The organism is Streptomyces sp. NPDC039480 (genome assembly GCF_055597165.1).
This window is the reverse complement of record NZ_JBVITX010000001.1, coordinates 236,151-258,082: the sequence shown is the minus strand read 5'-3', so window position 1 is coordinate 258,082 and position 21,932 is coordinate 236,151. Positions and strand designations below refer to the sequence as shown.

At 71.5% G+C, this 21,932-nt stretch carries 17 protein-coding genes and 1 pseudogene; 9 read left to right on the top strand and 9 right to left on the bottom strand.

Features of this window, described 5'->3' with window-relative positions:
- Positions 1-35 precede the first annotated feature (35 nt).
- From galE to idi, 4 genes are all read left to right on the top strand, one after another.
- Positions 36-1,019, top strand: coding sequence for a UDP-glucose 4-epimerase GalE (galE, locus tag ACZ56E_RS01125; protein ID WP_471209492.1), 984 nt, complete (start codon positions 36-38; stop codon positions 1,017-1,019).
- A gap of 177 nt (positions 1,020-1,196) precedes the next feature.
- Complete coding sequence (locus ACZ56E_RS01120) at positions 1,197-2,135, top strand: cation diffusion facilitator family transporter (protein ID WP_468603766.1); 939 nt, start codon at positions 1,197-1,199, stop codon at positions 2,133-2,135.
- Positions 2,136-2,333: 198 nt separating this feature from the next.
- Positions 2,334-3,599, top strand: coding sequence for a bifunctional class I SAM-dependent methyltransferase/N-acetyltransferase (locus ACZ56E_RS01115; protein ID WP_471209488.1), 1,266 nt, complete (start codon positions 2,334-2,336; stop codon positions 3,597-3,599).
- Positions 3,600-3,743: 144 nt separating this feature from the next.
- A complete protein-coding gene (idi, locus tag ACZ56E_RS01110) occupies positions 3,744-4,337 on the top strand; it encodes an isopentenyl-diphosphate Delta-isomerase (protein WP_471209485.1) in 594 nt (197 codons plus the stop codon).
- A gap of 8 nt (positions 4,338-4,345) precedes the next feature.
- On the opposite strand, the gene ACZ56E_RS01105 is transcribed toward idi, so the two are convergent.
- Together ACZ56E_RS01105 and ACZ56E_RS01100 are read right to left on the bottom strand one after the other, a co-directional pair.
- A complete protein-coding gene (locus ACZ56E_RS01105) occupies positions 4,346-4,858 on the bottom strand; it encodes an ATP-binding protein (RefSeq protein WP_471209482.1) in 513 nt (170 codons plus the stop codon).
- Between the two features lie 93 nt (positions 4,859-4,951).
- Entirely contained in the window at positions 4,952-5,593 is a 642-nt protein-coding gene (locus ACZ56E_RS01100) for an HdeD family acid-resistance protein (RefSeq protein WP_471209480.1), read from the bottom strand.
- A gap of 68 nt (positions 5,594-5,661) precedes the next feature.
- Here ACZ56E_RS01100 and ACZ56E_RS01095 point away from each other — a divergent pair, with 68 nt between their 5' ends.
- Positions 5,662-6,414: an enoyl-CoA hydratase/isomerase family protein gene (locus ACZ56E_RS01095; RefSeq protein ID WP_471209477.1), complete on the top strand. Its 753-nt coding sequence runs from the start codon at positions 5,662-5,664 to the stop codon at positions 6,412-6,414.
- Positions 6,415-6,450: 36 nt separating this feature from the next.
- Here ACZ56E_RS01095 and ACZ56E_RS01090 read toward each other — a convergent pair whose 3' ends face one another.
- Both ACZ56E_RS01090 and ACZ56E_RS01085 read right to left on the bottom strand, forming a co-directional pair.
- On the bottom strand, positions 6,451-7,083 hold the full coding sequence (locus ACZ56E_RS01090; RefSeq protein ID WP_471209474.1) for a DJ-1/PfpI family protein: 633 nt from the start codon (positions 7,081-7,083) through the stop codon (positions 6,451-6,453).
- A gap of 7 nt (positions 7,084-7,090) precedes the next feature.
- A complete protein-coding gene (locus ACZ56E_RS01085) occupies positions 7,091-8,080 on the bottom strand; it encodes a GlxA family transcriptional regulator (protein WP_471209471.1) in 990 nt (329 codons plus the stop codon).
- A 115-nt stretch (positions 8,081-8,195) separates the two neighbouring features.
- On the opposite strand from ACZ56E_RS01085, the gene ACZ56E_RS01080 reads away from it, so the two are divergent.
- From ACZ56E_RS01080 to ACZ56E_RS01070, 3 genes and pseudogenes are all read left to right on the top strand, one after another.
- Entirely contained in the window at positions 8,196-9,086 is an 891-nt protein-coding gene (locus tag ACZ56E_RS01080) for an SCO6745 family protein (protein ID WP_471209468.1), read from the top strand.
- Between the two features lie 92 nt (positions 9,087-9,178).
- Positions 9,179-9,307, top strand: a pseudogene (locus tag ACZ56E_RS01075) (LPFR motif small protein); the annotation flags it as partial.
- Positions 9,308-9,421: 114 nt separating this feature from the next.
- A complete protein-coding gene (locus ACZ56E_RS01070) occupies positions 9,422-11,851 on the top strand; it encodes a Tex family protein (protein ID WP_471209466.1) in 2,430 nt (809 codons plus the stop codon).
- 69 nt (positions 11,852-11,920) lie between these two features.
- Here the strand turns inward: ACZ56E_RS01070 and ACZ56E_RS01065 are convergent, their stop codons facing one another.
- The 5 genes from ACZ56E_RS01065 to ACZ56E_RS01045 all read right to left on the bottom strand — a co-directional run bounded on the left by ACZ56E_RS01065 (position 11,921) and on the right by ACZ56E_RS01045 (position 20,209).
- Positions 11,921-13,573, bottom strand: coding sequence for an ABC-F family ATP-binding cassette domain-containing protein (locus tag ACZ56E_RS01065; RefSeq protein WP_471209463.1), 1,653 nt, complete (start codon positions 13,571-13,573; stop codon positions 11,921-11,923).
- 401 nt (positions 13,574-13,974) lie between these two features.
- Positions 13,975-15,009 carry an oxidoreductase gene (locus tag ACZ56E_RS01060; protein ID WP_471209461.1) on the bottom strand — a complete coding sequence of 345 codons (1,035 nt, stop codon included), beginning with the start codon at positions 15,007-15,009 and terminating at the stop codon, positions 13,975-13,977.
- Positions 15,010-15,141: 132 nt separating this feature from the next.
- Positions 15,142-16,827: a BCCT family transporter gene (locus tag ACZ56E_RS01055; protein WP_471211463.1), complete on the bottom strand. Its 1,686-nt coding sequence runs from the start codon at positions 16,825-16,827 to the stop codon at positions 15,142-15,144.
- Between the two features lie 134 nt (positions 16,828-16,961).
- Positions 16,962-18,242 carry a M14 family metallopeptidase gene (locus tag ACZ56E_RS01050; RefSeq protein WP_471209458.1) on the bottom strand — a complete coding sequence of 427 codons (1,281 nt, stop codon included), beginning with the start codon at positions 18,240-18,242 and terminating at the stop codon, positions 16,962-16,964.
- Positions 18,239-20,209, bottom strand: coding sequence for a Xaa-Pro dipeptidyl-peptidase (locus ACZ56E_RS01045; protein WP_471209455.1), 1,971 nt, complete (start codon positions 20,207-20,209; stop codon positions 18,239-18,241). The genes ACZ56E_RS01050 and ACZ56E_RS01045 overlap by 4 nt, the downstream gene beginning before the upstream one ends.
- Positions 20,210-20,411: 202 nt before the next feature.
- On the opposite strand from ACZ56E_RS01045, the gene ACZ56E_RS01040 reads away from it, so the two are divergent.
- The gene (locus ACZ56E_RS01040; protein ID WP_471209453.1) at positions 20,412-21,932 is read left to right on the top strand and encodes a M1 family metallopeptidase; all 1,521 of its coding nucleotides are present in this window, start codon (positions 20,412-20,414) and stop codon (positions 21,930-21,932) included.

Here is a 21,932-nt window from a genome sequence, read left to right as displayed (position 1 = left end):
TGTCCGCACAGGGCGTTCGCTTAGGGTGGGCGCCCATGACATGGCTGATCACAGGCGGGGCTGGATACATCGGGGCACATGTGGCGCGGGTCATGGCCGGTGCCGGGGAGGGCGTCGTCGTGCTCGACGACATCTCGTCGGGGGTGCCGCAGCGGCTCCCCGCGGACATGCCCCTCGTCAAGGGCTCCTCGCTGGACGGGGAGCTGCTGCGCCGGGTCTTCGCCGAGCACGGCGTCACCGGTGTGGTGCATCTCGCGGCCCGCAAGCAGGTCGGCGAGTCGGTGGAGCAGCCGTTGCGCTACTACCGGGAGAACGTGGGCGGCCTGACGACGCTGCTCGAAGCGGTCGCCGATGCGGGCATCAAGCGGTTCGTGTTCTCCTCGTCGGCCGCGGTGTACGGCAATCCGCCGGATGTCGAGCTGATCCGGGAGGACGCGCCCTGCGCGCCGGTCAGCCCTTACGGCGAGACCAAGCTCGCCGGTGAGTGGCTGGTGCGGGCGGCCGGGCGGGCGCACGGCATCGCGACCGTCTGCCTGCGCTACTTCAACGTGGCGGGCGCCGCGGCGCCCGAGCTTGCGGACACCGGCGTCTACAACGTGATCCCGATGGTCTTCGACCGGCTGCGGCGCGACGAGGCGCCGCGGATCTTCGGCGACACGCACCCGACGCCGGACGGCACCTGCGTGCGTGACTATGTGCACGTCTCGGATCTCGCCGAGGCCCACCTCGCGGCGGCCCGCAGGCTGACGGGAGGCGCCGAAGGTGATCTGACCGTGAACATCGGCCGAGGTCGCGGTGTTTCCGTACGCGAACTGGTCACGCTGATCGGCGAGGTGAGCGGCGACACCCGGTCCGCGCTCGTCGAGCCGGCCCGGGCCGGTGACTCGCCGCGCGCCGTGGCCGACGCGAGCCTGGCGGCGGAGGAGCTCGGCTGGACGGCCCGGCGCGGGGTGCGCGAGATGGTCGAGTCGGCCTGGGCGGGATGGTGTCTGCACCACCCCGATGCGCGCCGCGACTGATCGTCGCGAGCCCCTGACCTGCACCCCTCGGCTTGACGGCAATCGTTGCCATTTTCGCAGGTCAGTGGAGTGATAACGGTGTTCAGTGCCGCGTTGCCAGATACCCCCCACCCGTAGTTCACTGTGGCTCGCGACCAGCGAACAGCTGACCGATGACCGACGCGGGAGGGCCGCTCCATGGGGGCTGGGCACGATCACGGACACACGCACGGGGCGCCCACCACGGGCACCGCGGCCAACGCCTACAAGGGGCGGCTCCGGACAGCGCTCTGCATCACGATCACCGTGATGCTGGCCCAGATCGTGGGCGGCATCGTCGCCGACTCGCTCGCGCTCGTCGCGGACGCGACGCACATGGCCACGGACGCCGTCGGCCTCGGCATGGCCCTGCTCGCGATCCACTTCGCGAACAGACCGCCCACCGAGAACCGCACCTTCGGCTACGCCCGCGCCGAGATACTCGCCGCGCTCGCCAACTGTCTGCTGCTGCTCGGCGTGGGCGGCTACGTGCTCTTCGAGGCGGTCGAGCGGTTCATCACGCCCGCGGAGACCGAGGGCGGCCTCGCGCTCTACTTCGGTGTGTTCGGTCTCGTCGCGAACGTGATCTCGCTCTCGCTGCTCATGCGCGGCCAGAAGGACAGCCTCAATGTGCGGGGCGCCTTCCTGGAGGTCGTCGCGGACACCCTCGGCTCGGTCACGGTCATCGTCGCGTCGGTCGTGATCATGCTCACCGGCTGGCAGGCCGCCGACCCGATCGCCTCGCTCGTCATCGGCTTCATGATCGTCCCGCGGACGGTGAAGCTCCTCAAGGAGACCCTGAACGTGCTCCTGGAGTCGGCACCCAAGGACGTCGACATGGCGGAGGTGCGGGCCCACCTGCTCGACCTGCCGGGCGTCGAGGAGGTTCACGACCTGCACGCCTGGACGATCACCTCGGGCATGCCCGTGCTCTCCGCCCACATAGTGGTGAGCTCCGACACCCTCGACTCGATCGGGCACGAGAAGATGCTGCACGAGCTCCAGGGCTGCCTGGGGGACCACTTCGACGTCGAGCACTGCACCTTCCAGCTGGAGCCGAGCGGGCACGCGGAGCACGAGGCGAAGCTCTGCCACTGACGGCTCCCGCCCCGGCACCGTGCCGGTGCTAGAGTCGGTGGAGTTCTTGAGTTCCCGGAGGTGGGTCGATGACTGTCACGGCTGACGCCGCTCTGTGCGGCGACACGTGCATCCCCACTTCCCGGGCGCGCGTCTGACTTCACGTACACCACCGTTCGTACGTCGGGTCCGCGGGTCCTTCACTCAAGGATTTCCACGTTGACTGACAACGCTTCCTTCAGCCATGCCTTCTTCGCCCTGCACCACGGTCTGCCGCGGCAGGGTCCCGGCTCCGACGCCACCACCCGGCGGCTGCTCTCCCTCGCGGGGGCGCTGCCCGAGCGGCCGCGCGTGCTCGACCTGGGCTGCGGGCCCGGCCGGGCCGCGCTCCTGCTCGCCGCCGAGGCCGGCGCCGAGGTGACCGCCGTCGATCTCCACGAGCCGTTCCTCGACGAGCTCCACGCGGCCGCCGAGGCGCGCGGGCTCAGCGGATCGATCACCACCGTCAAGGCCGACATGGCCGAACTCCCCTATCCCGACGGGTCGTTCGACCTCGTCTGGGCCGAGAGCTCGGTCTACGGCATCGGCTTCGACACCGCGCTGCGCGCCTGGCGGCGGCTGCTCGCACCCGGCGGGGCGCTCGTCCTCACCGAGTGCGAGTGGACGGCCGCCGAGCCGTCCGCGGCGGCCCGCGCCTTCTGGGAGCGGCACTACGCGCTCCGCACGGGCGAGGCGAACCTCCGGGCCGCGACCGGCGCCGGGTACTCCGTGCTCGGCGTGCACCCGCAGCCGGAGTCCGACTGGGACGAGTACTACCGCCCGCTCGGCGCGCGGGCGGACGCGGTGGCCGCCGAGAAAGCAACCGCTCCCGGCATGGCCGAGGCGCTCGCCGCCACCCGCGAGGAAATCGCGATGCGGCGCGAACACGGGAGCGAGTACGGCTACACGGGCTACGTCCTGCGGCCCGCGGACTCCTGGCCGACCCGCCCGGAGACCGCGGCGGACGTCGCCGCCGTGCACGCCGTGAACGCCGCCGCCTTCGAGACCGAGGCGGAGTCCGACCTGGTCGACGCCCTGCGCGCGGACCCCGAGGCGTGGCTTCCCGGTCTGTCGTACGTCGCGGAGGCGCCCGACGGTTCGGTGGCCGCGTACGCGCTGCTCACCCGCTGCCGGGTGGACGGCGCGCCCGCGCTGGCGCTCGCGCCCGTCGCCACGCTGCCCGAGTACCAGCGGACGGGTGCCGGTTCGGCGGTCGTGCGGGCCGTGCTCGACGCGGCACGCGCGCGTGGGGAGCGGCTCGTCCTCGTGCTCGGGCATCCCTCGTACTATCCGCGGTTCGGTTTCAGGCCCGCTTCGGGGTACGGGATCCGGCCAGGTTTCGAGGTGCCCGACGAGGCGATGATGGCGCTCGTCCTGGACGGGGCCGACGATTTCGCGCGGCTGCCGCGGGGCACGATCCAGTACCCGGCCGCTTTCGGGGTCTGACGCTCCGGCGGGCGCCGGTGTGACGGCGCCCGGCGTGTGTCCCGCCGTGCTTCGGCTCGGCGGGACATGCGGGTCCCAGGAGTGCCCGAGGCGTCCGGAACGTACGGCAGACTTGGGACTCGAAGACCGAAGCGAAGGATGCGTATGCCGATCACACCTGCCACCGCGGCGAACACCTCGTCGAGCGGCACCGGAGAAGCCATCTTGCTCGAACTCGTCGACGAGGACGGCAGGACCATCGGCACAGCGGAGAAACTCTCCGCGCATCAGGCGCCCGGGCAGCTGCACCGGGCGTTCTCCGTCTTCCTCTTCGACGAGCAGGGGCGCCTGCTGCTCCAGCAGCGCGCCCTCGGCAAGTACCACTCCCCCGGCGTCTGGTCGAACACCTGCTGCGGCCACCCCTACCCGGGCGAGGCGCCGTTCGCCGCGGCGGCCCGGCGTACGTACGAGGAGCTGGGCGTCTCGCCGTCGCTGCTCGCCGAGGCGGGCACGGTGCGCTACAACCACCCGGACCCGGACTCGGGGCTCGTGGAGCAGGAGTTCAACCATCTCTTCGTGGGCATGGTGCAGTCGCCGCTGCGGCCCGACCCCGCCGAGATCGGCGGGACCGCGTTCGTGACGGCCGCGGAGCTGGCCGAGCGGCACGAGCGGGAGCCGTTCTCCGCGTGGTTCATGACCGTGCTCGACGCGGCACGGCCCGCGATCAAGGAGCTGACCGGCCCCGCCGCGGGCTGGTAGCCGGTCCGTCAGCCGAAGCGGGGCTCGAGGGGCAGGGCGGCCCAGATGACCTTGCCCCCGCTCGCGGTGTGCTCGACGTCGCAGGCGCCGCCCGCCTCCGCCGTGATCTCCCGGACGAGGAGCAGCCCCCGCCCGCCCGTCTGCCCGTGGTCCGCCACGAGGGCCGTCGGGCGGTAGGGGTGGTTGTCCTCGACGGATACCCGCACCCACTCGGCGCCGACCGCGACCTCCACCGCGAGCATCGGCGAGAGCAGCGCCGCGTGGCGCACCGCGTTGGTCACCAGCTCGGAGACGATGAGCAGCAGGCCCTGCAGCAGGTCGTCCGGGGCCGGTACGCCCTGCCGGGCCAGCAGATCGCGCACCGCGTGCCGCGCCTGGGGGACGGAGGCGTCGACGGCGGGGGCGGTGAAGCGCCACACGCCCTCGTACGCCTCCGGCCCGCCGCGTCTGGGGAGTGGGTCCGGCCCGCTCCCGTCGCCCTGCATCGTCCGGTCGCCGTCCTCGCGCTCGATTGTCGCCACACATCGAGTGTTGGGAACGGCCTGGTCCGGACCGCGCCACTGACCAGAAGTCAGCGACTATCGACGGATTTTGACCGAGGGCGCATGACACCGTCAGCTGTGCGACTGGTCCTGCTCGCCCTGCCGGCTCTGCCGTGAATGGTTCGCCTTCATGTGGTCATCAGGTTGTACGAGGCTGACGATGCGGCGTCCGCCGATGCCCGTGGCGAGCAGCCCGAGACCGTCGAAGAGCAGCGTCAGGGAGAAGAAGCACCCGATGACGTACTGGCTGCTGCTGGGCCACTCGGCGAGCACCAGGATTCCGATGAGCAGGCCGAAGGCGCCCTGCAGGAGCGTCAGGGCGAACTGCGGGCCGCGCACCACCAGGCTGCCGACCAGCCGGAACACCCCGCCCGTGAGGAAGAGCAGGGCCGCGAACATGGTCAGCGCCTCCGCCGCCACATCGGGTCTGCGGATGATCACGACGCCCGCCGCGAGGTTCAGCGCGGCGACCACGACGCCCAGCCAGAAGAAGCTGCTGCCCCGCGACTGGACGGCGTGCAGCAGGCCGACGACGCCGCCGACGAGCAGGAGCCAGCCGAACAGGAGCATCGAGGTCAGCGTGGCGAATCCGGTGTAGACGAGGCCGACGACGCCGGCCACCGCGAGGATCACACCGAGCAGGGCGAGCCAGCCGAAGCTGCGGCTGACCGTCCTGGCCTCCGGGGTGGCCCTGTCGTCCCTGGGTCCGGCCATCGGCGTCTCCCTCTCGCTCGGCCCCCTTCTTGATCGTACGTTCGAGGGGTGCGGATAGCATCCGGCGCATGGAGCCGCAGCTGAGGCAGACCGTCACGGACGGCGTCGCCACCGTCCTCATCGACCATCCGGCCAAGCGCAACGCCATGACCGCGGAGATGTGGCGCCAGGTGCCGCCGCTCTGCGCGGCGCTCGCCGCCGACCCGGCCGTGCGCGCCGTCGTGCTCACCGGCGCGGGCGACACCTTCTGCGCGGGCGCGGACATCTCCACGCTGCGCGAGTCCCCGGGCACCGCGCAGGAGCTCGCGGTGCGGGCCGAGGAGGCCCTGGCGGCCTTCCCGAAGCCGACGCTCGCGGCGGTGCGGGGCTACTGCGTGGGCGGGGGCGCCCAGCTGGCGGGGGCGTGCGACCTGAGGTTCGCGGACGAGGGCGCCTCGTTCGGCGTCACACCCGCCAAGCTGGGCATCGTCTATCCGGCGTCGTCCACCCGGCGCCTGGTGTCCCTGGTGGGGCCCGCGACCGCCAAGTACCTGCTCTTCTCCGGGGAGTTGATCGACGCGGAGCGGGCGCTGCGGACCGGTCTGGTGGACGAGGTCCTGCCGTCCGGCGAACTGGCCAAGCGGGTCGCGGAGTTCACCCGTGTCCTCGCGTCGCGCTCGCAGCTGACGCAGGCGGCGGCGAAGGAGTTCGCGGCGGGGCGCACGGACCGGGACGGGTACTGGACGGAGCAGGCACGCGGCAGCGGCGACACCGCCGAGGGTGTCGCCGCGTTCCTGGAGCGGAGAAAGCCGCACTTCACCTGGGCCGCGCGGGGCGAGTGAGCCAGGCGGGGCCGGGCGCCCGGTGGGGCCGGGCGCCTACCCGAGGAAGGGGCTTCCCTCGCGGAACTGCGCGACGAGGTGCGCGGGCGCCTTCTCCGGGGACCCCGCGTCGTAGGGCGGCTGCGGGTCGTACTCGGTCAGCAGCTGTACGGTCTGCGCGTGTTCGTCGCCCGCGATCCGGCCGGCCAGGGTGAGGCCCATGTCGATGCCCGCGGAGACGCCGGCCCCCGTGACGTATTTGCCGTCGAAGACCACCCGCTCCCCCGTCGACTCGACGCCGAGCCGGTCCAGTTCGGCCAGGGCGAGCCAGTGGGACGTGGCACGGCGGCCCTTGAGGAGGCCCGCGGCGGCCAGGGCGAGGGAGCCCGTGCACACCGAGGTCGTCCAGGTGGTCGTGGCGTCGACGGCGCGAAGCCAGTCGAGGAGCGGCTCGTTCTCCAGCTGGTCGCTCCGCCCCGGGCCGCCGGGGACGACGACGATGTCGGGGCGCCGCACCTCGGCGAAGGACTTGTCGGCGACGAGCGCGAGGCTGCCGGTGTCGTCGCGCACCGGTCCCGCCTGCTCGGCCACGAAGACGGTCTCGGCGCCGGGGAGGCTGCTCAGCGTCTGGTAAGGGCCGATGGCGTCCAGGACGGTGAAGCGCTCGTACAGGGCGATGGCTATCTGCATGGCATCCCTATCGGTGTGGAGTGGTGGAAGGAACGGTCGTTACGGGGCGGAAGCGGCGGCGGTACTCGGCGGGCGCGGCGCCGAGGATCCTGACGAAGGCGCGGCGCATGGCTTCCGGGGTGCCGTAGCCGCAGGCCCGTGAGATCTCCTCGATCCCGTCGGAGGTGTCCTCCAGGAGCCGGCGGGCGTGTTCGACGCGGACCCGCTCGACGTACTTGCCCGGCGTCAGCCCGGTGTCCGCCTGGAAGGCGCGGGCGAAGTGGCGGGGCGAGAGCCGGGCGCGCGCGGCGAGCGCGTCGACCGAGAGGTCGTCGGCCGGGTGCTCGGTGATCCACTGCTGGACCTCGCGCAGCGGTTCACGCCGTGCGGTCTGCGCGGCGAGCTGCGCGCTGAACTGCGCCTGGTTTCCCGGGCGCCGCAGGAAGACCACGAGATGGCGGGCGACCGTGAGCGCCACCTCGCGGCCCAGATCCTCCTCGACGAGTGCCAGGGCGAGATCGATGCCGGCGGTGACCCCGGCGGACGTCGCGACATGACCGTCGCGTACGTAGATGGGGTCCGGGTCGACCTCGACGCCCGGGTGCCGCTCGGCGAGGCGGTCGCAGTACGCCCAGTGCGTCGTCGCCCTGCGCCCCTCCAGCAGGCCGGCCTCGGCGAGCCGCATCGCTCCGGTGCAGACCGACACCAGGCGCTCCGCGCGCGGGCCGTTCTCGCGCAGCCAGCCGGTCAGCCCCGGGTCCGCCGAGCACGTGCCGAGACCGCCCGGGACCAGCAGGGTGTGCGGCGCGGGGGCGTCCGCCAGCGCGGAGTCAGGGGTCAGGGTGAGACCGCTGGACGTGCGGACGGGGCCGCCGTCGAGGGAAGCGGTGCGGATGAGATAGCCGCCCTTGGGGTCGGCGAGACAGAGGTCCGCGCCCGCGAAGACCTCCACGGGCCCGGTGACATCGAGGCTCTGGACGCCGTCGAAGAGGACGACCAGAACGGTTCGCTGGGCCATGCCCCTGAGTCTCGACCCGCCGACCGATGTCCGCAATGACGAAAAGCCCACCTTTCCTGCCATACCGTAGGGCCGGTCCAGGGACGCCATACCAACCAGTAGGTATCGTGCGGGCATGACCTCTTCGACGACCTCCTCCGCGCCCGCCGCCCTGGATCCGCGCGCCGGCCGCCGCTGCCACAGCGTGGTCAACGCGCTGCACTCGACGCACTACTTCTCCCCCGACGTCGGGCGGGAGCTGGGCGGCCTCGGGATAACCCACCGGCACGCCGTCAACTTCGCCGTGCGCGCGGCGGCCCTGGGCGCCGTCGGCCCCGGGATCGTGGCCGCCACCTTCTACAACTACAAGTACGAGCTCGTCGCCGCGCACGTCCCCCAGATCTGGCGGACGGCCTCACCCGAAGACGTCCTCGCGGCGCGGCTGCGGGCCGTCGACACGACGCTGCGGCGTCTCCTCGGCGACGAGCTCGTCGCCTCGCCGGAGATGGCGGAGGCCGCGGGCCTCGCCCTGCGCGCCACCGAGGCCTGCACCCGCGGCGCCCGCCCGCTGTACGCCGCCCACGCCGACCTGCCCGTCCCCGAAGAGCCGCACCTCGCCTACTGGCACGCGGCGACGCTGCTGCGCGAGCACCGCGGCGACGGGCACCTGACCGTGCTGCTCGACTCCGGACTCGACGGTCTCGAGGCCCTGGTGAGCCACACCGCGACCGGCAAGGGCACCCGCCCGAAGTGGGTCTTCTCCACCCGCGGCTGGAACCAGGAGGAGTGGGACGCCGCCACCGAGCGGCTGCGGGTGCGCGGAGTACTCGACGGCGAGGGCGAGTTGACGGAGGACGGCGTGGCGCTGCGCCGTGACATCGAGGCGCGGACGGACCACCTGGACCGGGCCCCGTACGAGCACCTGGGCGCGGCGGGCGTCGAGCGTCTCACCGAACTCGGCACCCTGTTCACCGGCACGGCGCTGCAGGCCGGCGCGTTCCCGGCGGATCTGCTCGGCAAGCGCTGAGCACCGGTCAGGCATGGCTCGGCCGAGCCGAGGTACCCGGTCGTCTCCTGGCCGCCATCCCGGCCGTGCCGGGAGACGAGAGGGGAAACCTCATGTTCCGTGCCATAGCGGATGTACTGCGTCAGATAGCGGGCGCCATCGCCACCGTCGTCACCCTGCCGTTCCGGGCCCTGGCCCGGCTGTTCGGCGGAGCTTCCAGCACCGCGAGTCGGGGCGGGCGCGGCGGCGGCCGCCGATCCGGGCGCATGGGCCGGGCCCGCCGGGTCTGATCCGTCTCTGTCGGCGCCACCTGCCACAATTGCCCGGCAACCTGAGCGAGAAGGCGGTACCGGAACGTGGCAGCTTTGAAGACGTCCACCCCAGCGTCCATCGAGAGCAGGATCGCCGAGGAGCTCGGCGTACGGGAGCGGCAGGTGAAGGCCGCCGTCGACCTGCTCGACGGCGGCTCCACGGTGCCCTTCATCGCGCGCTACCGCAAGGAAGCGACCGAGATGCTCGACGACGCGCAGCTGCGCACGCTCGAGGAGCGGCTGCGCTACCTGCGCGAACTGGAGGACCGGCGCGCCGCCATCCTCGAATCCGTCCGCGAGCAGGGCAAGCTCACGGACGAGCTCGAGGCGCGGATCCGCGAGGCGGACACCAAGGCGCGGCTCGAGGACATCTACCTGCCCTTCAAGCCGAAGCGGCGCACGAAGGCGCAGATCGCCCGCGAGGCGGGGCTCGAGCCGCTGGCCGACGGGCTGCTCGCCGACCCGACGGTGGAACCGCACGCCGCCGCGGCCGCGTTCGTCGCCGCCGACAAGGGCGTCGCGGACTCGCAGGCCGCGCTGGACGGGGCCCGGGCGATCCTCGCCGAGCGGTTCTCGGAGGACGCCGACCTGATCGGTGAGCTGCGCGAGCGCATGTGGGTGCGCGGCCGCCTCGTGGCGAAGGTCCGGGACGGCAAGGAGGAGGCGGGCGCCAAGTTCGCCGACTACTTCGACTTCGCCGAGCCCTTCACCGAGCTGCCCTCGCACCGCATCCTCGCCATGCTGCGCGGCGAGAAGGAGGACGTCCTCGACCTCGTCCTGGAGCCGGAGGAGGCCGACGCCACGCCGGGCACCCCTTCTTCGTACGAGGGGATCGTCGCCCACCGCTTCGGCGTCGCCGACCGGGGGCGCCCGGCCGACAAGTGGCTCCAGGACACCGTGCGCTGGTCCTGGCGGACCCGCATTCTCGTGCACCTCGGCATCGACCTGCGGCTGCGCCTGCGGACGGCCGCCGAGGACGAGGCGGTGCGGGTCTTCGCGTCGAACCTGCGCGACCTGCTGCTCGCGGCGCCCGCGGGCACGCGCGCGACGCTGGGCCTCGACCCCGGTTTCCGTACGGGTGTGAAGGTGGCCGTCGTCGACGCCACCGGCAAGGTCGTCGCGACCGACACGATCCACCCGCACGTCCCGGCGAACAAGTGGGACCAGTCCCTGGCGACGCTCGCGCGGCTCGCGAAGGAGCACGACGTCGACCTGATCGCCATCGGGAACGGCACGGCGTCCCGCGAGACCGACAAGCTCGCCGGTGAACTCATCACCAAGCACCCGGAGTTGAACCTGACGAAGGTGATGGTCTCCGAGGCGGGCGCCTCCGTGTACTCCGCTTCGGCCTTCGCCTCGCAGGAGCTCCCGGACCTCGACGTCTCGATCCGCGGCGCGGTCTCCATCGCGCGGCGCCTCCAGGACCCGCTCGCCGAGCTCGTGAAGATCGACCCCAAGTCGATCGGCGTCGGGCAGTACCAGCACGACCTGTCGGAAGTGAAGCTCTCCCGCTCGCTGGACGCGGTCGTCGAGGACTGTGTGAACGGCGTCGGCGTGGACGTGAACACCGCGTCCGCCCCGCTCCTCGCGCGTGTCTCGGGCATCGGCTCGGGCCTCGCGGAGAACATCGTGGCGCACCGCGACGCGAACGGCCCGTTCAAGAGCCGCAAGAGCCTCAAGGACGTGCCCAGGCTCGGCCCGAAGGCGTACGAGCAGTGCGCGGGCTTCCTCCGCATCCGCGGCGGCGACGACCCGCTGGACGCCTCCAGCGTGCACCCCGAGGCATACCCCGTGGTGCGCAAGATGGTGAAGTCGGCGGGCGGTGAGGTCGCTTCGCTCATCGGCAACACGAGTGCGCTGCGCTCGCTGCGGCCGGAGCAGTTCGTGGACGAGGTCTTCGGTCTGCCCACGGTCACCGACATCCTGAAGGAGCTGGAGAAGCCCGGGCGCGACCCGCGGCCCGCCTTCAAGACGGCGACCTTCAAGGACGGCGTGGAGAAGATCTCCGACCTGGCCGCCGGGATGATCCTCGAGGGCGTCGTCACGAACGTGGCCGCGTTCGGGGCGTTCGTGGACGTGGGCGTGCATCAGGACGGCCTGGTGCACGTCTCCGCCATGTCGAAGACGTTCGTCAAGGACCCGCGGGACGTCGTGAAGCCCGGCGACATCGTCAAGGTGAAGGTCATGGACGTCGACGTCGCTCGTAAGCGGGTCTCGCTGACGTTGCGTCTCGACGACGAGGCGGCCGCTTCCGATGCCTCCGGGGAGACGCAGCCCAAGCGGGGCGGGCGGCCGCCCAGGCAGCGGCAGCAGCAGGGCGGTCAGGGGCAGCGTTCCGGTCAGGGACAGCGTTCGGGTCAAGGGCAGCGCGGGCAGGGCCAGCGCGGGCAGCAGCGGCAGGGGCCGCCGCCCGCCAACGACGCGATGGCCGAGGCGCTGCGGCGGGCCGGGCTCGTGGACCCCAAGCGGGGCTGACGTGCGACAGCGGGGCTGACGTGCGGTAGCGGGGCTGACGTGCGGCGCCGGGTGTGAGGGGCGCGGAGGTCAGAGTGGCAGTTCCGTCACTTTGCCCTCCGCCACCTCCAGGCGGCGCGTCACCCGGACCGCGTCCAGCATCCTGCGGTCGTGCGTGACCAGGAGCAGCGTGCCCTCGTACGCCTCCAGGGCCGACTCCAGCTGTTCGATCGCCGGCAGGTCCAGGTGGTTCGTCGGCTCGTCCAGGACGAGGAGGTTGACGCCCCTGCCCTGGAGCAGGGCCAGGGCCGCGCGGGTCCGCTCGCCGGGAGAGAGCGTGGCCGCCGAGCGCAGCACGTGGTCCGCCTTCAGGCCGAACTTGGCGAGCAGCGTGCGCACCTCGGCCGGCTCGGTGTCCGGGACGGCCGCGCAGAACGCGTCCAGCAGGGACTCCTCGCCGTGGAACAGCGCACGTGCCTGGTCGACCTCGCCGACGAGGACGCCGGAGCCGAGGGCCGCGTGGCCCGCGTCCAGCGGGACGCGCCCCAGGAGGGCGGCGAGCAGCGTCGACTTGCCCGAGCCGTTCGCACCGGTGATGGCCACGCGGTCCGCCCAGTCGATCTGCAGCGTGACCGGGCCGAGCGTGAACGCGCCCCGGTGCACCTCCGCGTCGCGCACGCTCGCGACGACCGCGCCGGAGCGGGGGGCCGCCGCGATCTCCATCTGGAGCTCCCACTCCTTGCGGGGCTCCTCGACGACGTCGAGGCGCTCGATCATCCGCTGCGTCTGGCGGGCCTTCGCCGCCTGCTTCTCGCTGGTGTCGCTGCGGAAGTTCCGGCCGATCTTGTCGTTGTCGCCGCCCTTGGCCGCCTTGCGGCGGGCGTTCTTGACGCCCTTGTCGGCCCAGGAGCGCTGCATCTGGGCGCGACTCTGGAGCGCCGCCTTCTTGTCGGCGTACTCCTCGTAGTCGCCGCGGGCGTGCCGGCGGGCCGTCTCCCGCTCCTCCAGATACGCGTCGTAGCCGCCGCCGTAGAGGTTGATCTGCTGCTGGGCCAGGTCGAGTTCGAGGACCTTGGTGACGGTGCGGGTGAGGAACTCGCGGTCGTGCGAGACCACGACGGTGCCGGCGCGGAGCCCCCTCACGAAGCTCTCCAGGCGTTCCAGGCCCGCCAGGTCGAGGTCGTTGGTCGGCTCGTCCAGGAGGAACACGTCGTAGCGGGACAGGAGGAGGGAGGCGAGGCCCGCGCGGGCCGCCTGGCCTCCCGAGAGCGACGTCATCGGCTGGTCAAGGCCCACGGTGAGGCCGAGCGAGGCGGCGACTTCCTCGGCGCGGTCGTCGAGGTCCGCGCCGCCGAGCGCGAGCCAGCGCTCCAGGCTGGTGGCGTACGCGTCGTCCGCGCCGGGGGCGCCGTCGACGAGGGCCTGGGTGGCGTCGTCCATGACGCGCTGGGCCTCCGCCACGCCGGTGCGGCGGGCCAGGAAGGCGCGGATGCTCTCGCCGGGGCGGCGGTCGGGCTCCTGGGGGAGGTGGCCTACGGCGGCGGTGGGCGGCGAAAGCCTCAGCTCACCCCCTTCGGGGGCATCAACCCCCGCGAGCAGCCGCAGCAGGGTGGACTTCCCCGCTCCGTTGGCTCCGACAAGACCGATGACGTCGCCCGGGGCGACGACGAGATCCAGTCCGGAGAACAGGGTGCGGTCGCCGTGGCCGGCGGCGAGATCTTTGGCGACGAGGGTTGCGGTCATCAGGGGGTGATTGTAGGTGAGGGGTGGGTGGGGGGTCTCGGGAGCGGGTTCGCCTTGCGGGGGGGCGGGTTCGCCTTGCGTCCGTCTGTGGGGCGGGGCCGCGGGGGTATGTGCGTACTCGCCATCCCTGCGCCACGCTGCCCGAACAAAGACGCCATGGTGTGCTCGGTGCTCCGTTCGCACATACCCCCACGTCCCCTCAGGAGCGCGAGCGGCTGCGGCCCGGTGGGGGTTCGCCCCTGCCCCTGCGGGCCGTCGTGGGGCACCCACCCGCCCCCACTCCCGCAGGACGACCGCGAGGCACCCCCACCCACCCGCCCCTACCCCCGCGCGACGTCGCGGGGCAAACGGGTGGGTGGGTGGGGAACATCCGCCGCGAAGCGGCGGGCTTGAAGGGCCTGCTATGAAGGGGAGGCTGGGGTTACCAGGACGCTGGTGGAGGTTCGGGCTACTACGTAGGCGTTGCCCTTTGTGGACTTGGGGGCGAGGGGGACCCTGTGGTGGCCCGGTTCCAGGACCTCGTCGAAGACCTCGTAGACGTGGGTGCGGGACAGACGGTCCACGCGGTACGTCGTCAGTTGGACTCGGCACGTGGAGGTGACGTCCAGCTGCGCCGAGGTCGGGTCCGCCGCCAGACCGGTGAGGCGGCGCTGTTCCCGTGGGCTGTTGTCCAGCGCGTACTCGATCTGCGCGACGAGGAGCGGGATGATGGGCGCGAGCCCGTCGACATAGGCGACGTCGACGCCGGCCGCGTCGAAGGCCGACCGTACGGACCGGCGCGTGGCGTCGGGGATCGTGGGGCCGAAGGCGACCGCCCCGTACGTACGGAGTTCGTCCCCTGGGACGCCCTCCGCGTCGCCCGCGATCTCCGCCCCGATCCCGATCGTGCGGAGCGCCGCCGCCAGCTTGGCGAGCACCGCCACGCGGGCGCCGATCAGCAGGACCCGGCGGCGGGTCTGCCGCTCGCTCTCGGAGAGCAACTGGCCGAGCGCGGCGCGGTATTCGGCGCCGCGGAAGCGGAAGGGCCCTATGCCGTGGTAGCCGTTGAGCACCAGGTCGGCGGGTTCGGCCGTCTGCCAGGCGAAGTCGCGCCAGACGAAGTCGTCACTGCCGTCGTCGCTCCGCTCGATCACCGCCGTGACGGCGCCGCACTCGAGACCCTCGCACTCGGGGCAGCCGTAGATGACGTACCGCCCGTCGCCCAGCGGCGCCTGCGCCTCCAGGAGGAGCCTGCGGACGTGCGCGGTGAAGATCGCCGGGGGGATGTCGGCGGCCAGCGGCGACACCGCGTCGAGGTCGGAGAGCTGGAAGAGGAGGGGGCGCCCGTTCACGATGAAGTCGACGAAGTCGCGGTGCACTTGGTAGTCACCGTTGGCGAGAACTCCACCGGCGCGCATGGCCGGTGCCAGACCGAAGGTCGCGTACTCGGCAGACATGCTGTGAGTATCCCCACCTGACGTGCGATGTGAGCACGGCATCACGGATTCCGCTGCGGGGCGTGCCCCGACGGAGCGACGAGTGGGCCCAGGAGGCGGCGCGGCTGGGGCACCGCCTCCTGGGGCGGCCGGTCAGCGGGGGTCGGCCGGGTCGTTGTCCTGTTCCGGTCCTTCGCTGTCGCCCGTGTCGTCGCGGGCGGGACCGATCCGGAGCTCGAAGTCACCGTCGTGGTGCTCGTGGCCTGCGATGACGGCCTTTTCGAGGACCTCGGTGCCGTGCTCGCCGCGGACGATCAGCGGGTCGTGGCGCAGGTCCCGCATGAGGGACACGCACATGCCGATCATGACGAGGGTGAACGGCGCGGCGACCAGGATCGTGAGGTTCCGCAGGCCCGTGAGCGCGTCGTCCGAGCCGTCGCCGATCAGCAGCATGATCGCCGCGACGGCGCCGGTCACGAGGCCCCAGAAGACCACGACGAACCGGCCGGGTTCGAGGGCGCCCTTCTGGGAGAGCGTGCCCATCACGATGGACGCGGCGTCGGCACCGGAGACGAAGAAGATGCCGACGAGGATCATCACGAGGAGGCTGGTCACGGTGGCGATCGGGTACTCGTGGAGGAGGCCGAAGAGCTGGGCCTCCTGGGACATGTCGCCCTTCAGCCCGCCGCGGTCGGAGACGGTCATGGCGCTGCCGCCGAACACGGCGAACCAGATGAGGCTGACGCTGCTGGGCACCAGGATGACGCCGCCGACGAACTGACGGACCGTACGGCCGCGGCTGATGCGGGCGATGAACATGCCGACGAAGGGCGTCCAGGAGATCCACCAGGCCCAGTAGAAGACCGTCCAGCTGCTCAGCCAGTCCGCGACGCCCTTGCCGCTCGACGCCTCGGTGCGGCCGATCAGCTGCGGCAGGTCGTTCAGGTAGGCACCGATCGACGTGGGCACCATGTCGAGGATGATGACCGTCGGGCCCGCGATGAAGACGAAGAGGACGAGCAGCCCGGCGAGCACCATGTTGATGTTGGAGAGCCACTGCACGCCCTTCTCCACACCGGAGACGGCGGACGCCACGAACGCCACGGACAGCACGGCGATGATCACGACGAGCAGGCCGGTGCCCGCGGTCTTCATCCAGTCGAGCTCCTCGATGCCGCTGCCGATCTGCAGGGCGCCGAGGCCCAGCGAGGCGGCCGAGCCGAAGAGCGTGGCGAAGATGGCGAGGATGTCGATGACCCGTCCCCAGGCGCCGCGTGCGTGCTTCTTGCCGATGAGCGGCTCGAAGACGGCGCTGATGGTCTGCCGACGGTTGCGGCGGAAGGTGCTGTACGCGATGGCGAGGCCCACGACCGCGTAGATCGCCCACGGATGGAGCGTCCAGTGGAAGAGGGTGGTGGCCATCGCGGTCTCCATGGCCGCGGGCGCGTCCGCCGGGTCGGTGCCCGGCGGTGGCGTGGTGAAGTGGGCCAGGGGTTCGCTCACCCCGTAGAACATCAGGCCGATGCCCATACCGGCACTGAACATCATGGCGACCCAGGAGACGGTGCGGAACTCGGGGTCCTCGCCCTCCCGGCCGAGCGTGATCTTCCCGTACCGGCTGACCGCCAGCCAGAGCGCGAAGACGACGAATCCGGTGGCGGTCAGCATGAAGAACCAACCGCCGTTGTGCATCAGACCGTTGAGCATGTCCGTGGAGACATTCTCGAGCGAGTCCGTCGACACCGCGCCCCAGATCACGAACGCGAGGGTGAGCACGGCGGTCACGCCGAAGACCACCCGGTCCGTCTGCGGGGACCGACCGCCGGGGGCGGGCGCCATGATGTCCGGCGCCCCTCCCCCGTCGTCCGCTTTATGTTGATCCTGCGTCACAAGTGACACCTTTCAAGGGGTCGATTGGGTCGAGACTTTGTTCTCCGCTACCCCCTACCACATGTGACGCACCTCTCACCTGCTCAACAGACCATGTCGGGCCGACCTGTGACCATGTGATACGGCGCACGCTCGTCGAGCAGCAGCGGCACGAGAGCCCGCGCCGACTGCCGCAGCGGGACGTACGCGCCGGACTTGAGGCGCTTCACGGTGACGCCGTGCAGGGCCAGTTCGTCCTTGATGTCGCCGTACTGGGCGGCGGTCAGGCGGTAGCCGCAGGGCGGGTTCTGGATGGTCTCCGACGGCTCGGCGGGGTCGTTGTCGGCGCCGCCGACGTAGACGGGGCCGCGGTCGCGGTAGCCCTCGGCGCGGGCCGCGCCGGTGGCCGCCTCCAGCTGCCGGCGGCGTTCGTCCGTGTAGTCGAACAGCCCGCCGAGCGCCGACAGCTGGGACGTCACGCGGCGCCGGTTGTTCAGCGCCTCGTCCTTCCTCTCGGCCTCTGTCAGGGGGTCGACACGGCTCTCGATCAGCAGGCCCGCGGCGTGCTTGATGCCGGACATGTTGCGCAGGATGCGCTCCTGGCCGTCGCCCGCGACCTGCTTGATCGGCTCGCCGGTGACGGGGTCGGTCCAGATTCCGTACGTGCCGGTGGTGTAGCCGTCGTGCTCGGCGGCCGGTCGCACGTACGCCTTGGACAGGGTCTGCGCCTCGCCGTGCACGGCCTCGTCGGTGTTGAGGTTGCGTGGCCAGAGGTCGAACAGGTCCTTGTCGTAGAACTTGGGGGTGGCCCCGTACTCGTGCAGGTCGTAGATGACGTCCGGCTTGCGGTCGCGGATCACGGCGGCCAGGGCGCGGGCCTCCGCGGTCTGCAGGGAGAGGTGGTCGCGGTTGATGTCGACGCCGTCGGAGTTGCCGCGGGTGTCGGCGGCGCGGCCGTCCGGGTTGGCGGTGGGCACGACGAGGAGCGTGGTGCGGGAGAGGAAGCGCTCGGTCTTCTTGTCCTTCGCGTAGGCGAGGTCGCGGATCGTGGACAGGCACGCCTCGCGGCCCGAGGGCTCGTCGCCGTGCTGGCTGCAGATCAGCAACACGGTGTTCTTCGTCGGGCGTTCGCCGATGCGGACGAGCTGGACGGGGCGGGCCTGTTTGGTGGTGCCTATTCGGGCGACCGAGACTCTCTTCGCGGCCTTGTCCACGGTGGCGAGGAGGTCCTGTTCCTCGGGCTGACTGGTCCAGCGCGCGCCGTTCGTCTCCTCGAATCCGGTACGGGGCGGGGTCGGCGTCGCCTGCGCGGGCGCCGTCAGGAGCGGTGCGGCGAGCGCGGCGGCGGCGCAGGCGAGCGCCAGGGTGCGGATGCGCGGTGTCATGAAGTGGTGCCTCCGGGGATGGGGTTGAGCGGTCGCGGCGGGGCCACGCCGTCGAGGCGGGACTCGCGGGGGGTGACGGTCTCGGTGGTGGTGAACGCCTTCGCGCCGCCGATCAGCGGCACCTTCGCGTAGGTGCGGGCCAGGTCGAGGGCGAGCGTCGGCGTGTCCGCGGGCGGCTCGATCAGGTTCCTGTCGGTGCCCGCGACGATCAGTGCGAGCCGGTGGCCCTTCGGTACGACGTGGTCGGTCGCTGCGAGGTCGAGGGTGATGGTGTGCGGCCTGCCCGGGGTGAGCGGGCGGCCGTGCCGGGCGTCGGCCCAGTTGCCGAGGTCGGCCCAGCCGCGGCTGAAGATGGTGTAGTCGACGGCGGCGGTCTTCGCGCGCGTCTCCTTGAAGCAGGAGCTGTCACCCGTGGTGCTCGCGCCCCAGCAGGTGCGTTCGGGAAGGGTGGTGATGCCCTCGCCCGCGGCGGCGTAGTCGCGGATGATGTCGGGCCCGAGGTCGACGAGGACCGCGGAGAGGTGGGCGGTGCGGGTCGTCGGGGTCGCGGTGACGGTCACCTTCGACGAGCCGGACAGGCGCAGGTCGCGTGCGAGGGGCTTGCTGACGAAGCCCGCCTTGTCCGGAGTCGACGTGTCGATGCGCTCGGCCCAGTCGGTCTCGCTGAGCCGCGGGTCGTCGGTGAAGGTCTCGGCGCCCTTGCCCAGGCGGATGCCGAGGGTGCCCACGCCGGGTGCGGCGCCCTTGGCGGGGCGGAGCTTCACGGCGTGCGTGCCGCGCGGGGGCCAGACGCGGTCGGTGCTCCAGCGGTCCGGGGCGCGCTCGATGTCGGCCATCGGTTCGCGGTCGATGCCGTTGTCGTATCCGAGGAGTTCGTGGTCGAACCAGCGGTGCAGCGTGCGCACCCAGTCGGCGCGGCGGAAGTCGAAGGGGTCGACGTGGCCGGCCTGGCTGAGCCAGATCTTGCGGTCGACGCCGTTCTCGGCGAGCGCGTCCCACCACTGGCCGAAGTGCTTGGTGCGGACGTTGAGGTCCTGCATGCCGTGGACGACGAAGACGCTGGCGCGCACCTTGTCGGCGTCCGGTACGTGGTTGCGCTCGCTCCACAGGCGGGTCCAGTCGCCGGTGCGGGGCGCCCCGTCGATCAGCCGCTGCTGCACGGCGCCGCAGCGGGCGCGTGCCTCGGGGCTCTCCACGTAGTCCGACAGCCACTCGGGGCCGCCGTCGTAGAGGGGGGCGCCCTTGGCGAAGTAGTAGTCGTACCAGGAGGAGATGGCGCCGATGGGCACGATGGTCCTGAGCCCCGGCACTCCGGTGGCGGCGACGCCCTGCGCGACGGTTCCGTCGTAGCTCTTGCCGATCATTCCGGTGGCGCCGTTGGTCCACGACGCCTGCGTACGTTCGCTGCCGGTGCGGCTGGTGTAGCCGCGGGCGCGGCCGTTCAGCCAGTCGACGACGGCCTTGGCGGACTGGACGTCCGAGCGTCCGCCGACGTCGACGCAGCCGTCGGAGCGGCTCGTGCCCGCGAGGTCCACGGCGACGTAGCCGTAGCCGCGCGGCACGAAGTAGTTGTCGTAGTAGAGCGGGAAGCGGACCGGGTTCCCGTTCTCGTCGTACGTCTTCTTCTGGCTCTCGTTGCCGCGTCCGCAGCAGGCGTAGTACGGGCTCGCGTCCATGATCACGGGTATTCGGCGGCCCGTGCGGTCGAGTTCGCGGGGCCTGACGATGTCGACGGCGACGCGGTCGGTCCTGCCGTCCGCGTCGCCGTCGATCCTGGTGTCGACCCATACGGATTCGCGTATCGCGTCCTCGTACGAGTACACGGGTCTGCTCTCGCCCGGCTTGCGCGGGGCCGGGCCGGCCCCCTGCGCCGCGCCCGGGGACACGAGGGTGGCCATCAGGGCGGCCAGGGCCGCCGTAAGCAGCGTTCTCCACAGGAGTCGGGTGCGTCGCGCACGTATCGGCATGGCGCGGAAGGTACACCGGTGAACCTCCGTGCGACAGAGGGCCGCACCCTGCCGCGACAGGTGCATGGGACAACCAGGCACATGTCGGCCGAATGGCGATCGTGTGACGTCCGAGGCCATGGACATGACGCATACGGGCGGGGCTGAATAGGCTCCAGGACCAAGACGAACAGATGTTGTGCCCCTACGACTTGGAGCTCTTGTGCACCGCAGACTCATCGCCCCGGGCGCGCTCGCGGCCTCTCTCCTGCTGGCGATCCCGGCATCGGCAGCGGACTTCTCCCCCGGGGCGCCGGGCATCGGCGACCCCTATTACCCGGCGAGCGGCAACGGCGGATACGACGTCTCGCACTACGACCTGCGGCTGAAGTACCAGCCCAGGACGGACCTTCTCGAAGGCACGGCGACGCTCAACGCCCGCACCACGCAGGACCTCTCGCGCTTCAACCTCGACTTCGGGCTCAAGGTCTCCGAGGTGCGGGTCAACGGCAAGAAGGCGAAGTTCAAGAAGACCGGCGAGCAGGAGCTGGAGATCACCCTGCAGGCCGGGCTGCCGAAGGACACGGCCATCACGGTCGTCGTGCGGTACGCGGGCAAGCCGTCCGAGCTGAAGGTCAACGGTTACACGGCCTGGCACCGGACGCCGGACGGCGGCGTCGCGGCGCAGGAGCCGGAGGCCGCCGTGTGGTGGTTCCCCTCCAACGACCACCCGCTGGACAAGGCCACGTACGACGTGTCCGTCTCCGTGCCCGACGGTACGCAGGCGATTTCCAACGGCGTGCTGCAGGCGCAGAGTTCCCGCCTCGGCTGGACGCGCTACAGCTGGCGGTCGAACAAGCCGCAGGCCAGTTACCTCGCGACGCTCGCGGTCGGCAAGTTCGACATCACGACCGACAAGACGGAGAGCGGCCTGCCCGTCCTGAACGCGTACAGCAAGGATCTGGGCGACAACGCCGGTGCGGCGCGGGCCAGCATCGAGCGGACCACCGAGATCACCGAGTGGCTGGAGACGGTCTTCGGGAAGTACCCCTTCAACGCGCTCGGCGGCTATGTGCCGAACGTGAAGAGCAGTTACGCCCTGGAGACCCAGACCAGGCCCTTCTACAGCCCCGCCGCGTTCGCGAACGGCTCCAACGCGTCGATCGTCGTCCACGAGATCGCCCACCAGTGGTACGGCGACAGCGTCTCCGTGCACCACTGGAAGGACATCTGGGTCAACGAGGGCTTCGCCCGCTACAGCCAGTGGCTGTGGTCGGAGAAGGAGGGCGAGGGCACGGCGCAGGAGCTGGCGGACTACGTGTACTCCCTGCGCCCCGCGGACGACCCGTTCTGGAAGGTCAAGCCGGGTGACCCTGGCCCCGACAACCAGTTCCACGGCGCGGTCTACGACCGGGGCGCGCTCGCGCTGCAGGCGCTGCGCAACGAGATCGGCGACACCGCGTTCTTCAAGATCCTGAAGGGGTGGCCGAAGAAGCACGCGTACGGCAACGCCAAGGTCGGCGACTTCGTGAAGTACGCCGAGAAGATCTCGGGCAAGCCGCTCGCGGAGCTGTTCGACACGTGGCTCTACCAGCCGTCGCGCCCGGCCGCTCCCGCCGCGCGGGACGCCGGGATCGCCCGCTCGTCGACCACCCCGGCGAAGCCGAAGTCGTGGAAGCAGATCGCCGCGACGAACGGGGTGCACGACCACGGGCACACCGACAAGCACGAGCACGGTCACTGA

Excerpts from the sequence above, each read along its gene's own strand:
- galE (WP_471209492.1), top strand. The coding sequence starts at position 36 with ATGACATGGCTGATCACAGGCGGGGCTGGATACATCGGGGCACATGTG.
- ACZ56E_RS01120 (WP_468603766.1), top strand. The coding sequence starts at position 1,197 with ATGGGGGCTGGGCACGATCACGGACACACGCACGGGGCGCCCACCACG.
- idi (WP_471209485.1), top strand. The coding sequence starts at position 3,744 with ATGCCGATCACACCTGCCACCGCGGCGAACACCTCGTCGAGCGGCACC.
- ACZ56E_RS01100 (WP_471209480.1), bottom strand. The coding sequence starts at position 5,593 with ATGGCCGGACCCAGGGACGACAGGGCCACCCCGGAGGCCAGGACGGTC.
- ACZ56E_RS01095 (WP_471209477.1), top strand. The coding sequence starts at position 5,662 with ATGGAGCCGCAGCTGAGGCAGACCGTCACGGACGGCGTCGCCACCGTC.
- ACZ56E_RS01090 (WP_471209474.1), bottom strand. The coding sequence starts at position 7,083 with ATGCAGATAGCCATCGCCCTGTACGAGCGCTTCACCGTCCTGGACGCC.
- ACZ56E_RS01085 (WP_471209471.1), bottom strand. The coding sequence starts at position 8,080 with ATGGCCCAGCGAACCGTTCTGGTCGTCCTCTTCGACGGCGTCCAGAGC.
- ACZ56E_RS01080 (WP_471209468.1), top strand. The coding sequence starts at position 8,196 with ATGACCTCTTCGACGACCTCCTCCGCGCCCGCCGCCCTGGATCCGCGC.
- ACZ56E_RS01065 (WP_471209463.1), bottom strand. The coding sequence starts at position 13,573 with ATGACCGCAACCCTCGTCGCCAAAGATCTCGCCGCCGGCCACGGCGAC.
- ACZ56E_RS01060 (WP_471209461.1), bottom strand. The coding sequence starts at position 15,009 with ATGTCTGCCGAGTACGCGACCTTCGGTCTGGCACCGGCCATGCGCGCC.
- ACZ56E_RS01055 (WP_471211463.1), bottom strand. The coding sequence starts at position 16,827 with ATGGCGCCCGCCCCCGGCGGTCGGTCCCCGCAGACGGACCGGGTGGTC.
- ACZ56E_RS01050 (WP_471209458.1), bottom strand. The coding sequence starts at position 18,242 with ATGACACCGCGCATCCGCACCCTGGCGCTCGCCTGCGCCGCCGCCGCG.
- ACZ56E_RS01045 (WP_471209455.1), bottom strand. The coding sequence starts at position 20,209 with ATGCCGATACGTGCGCGACGCACCCGACTCCTGTGGAGAACGCTGCTT.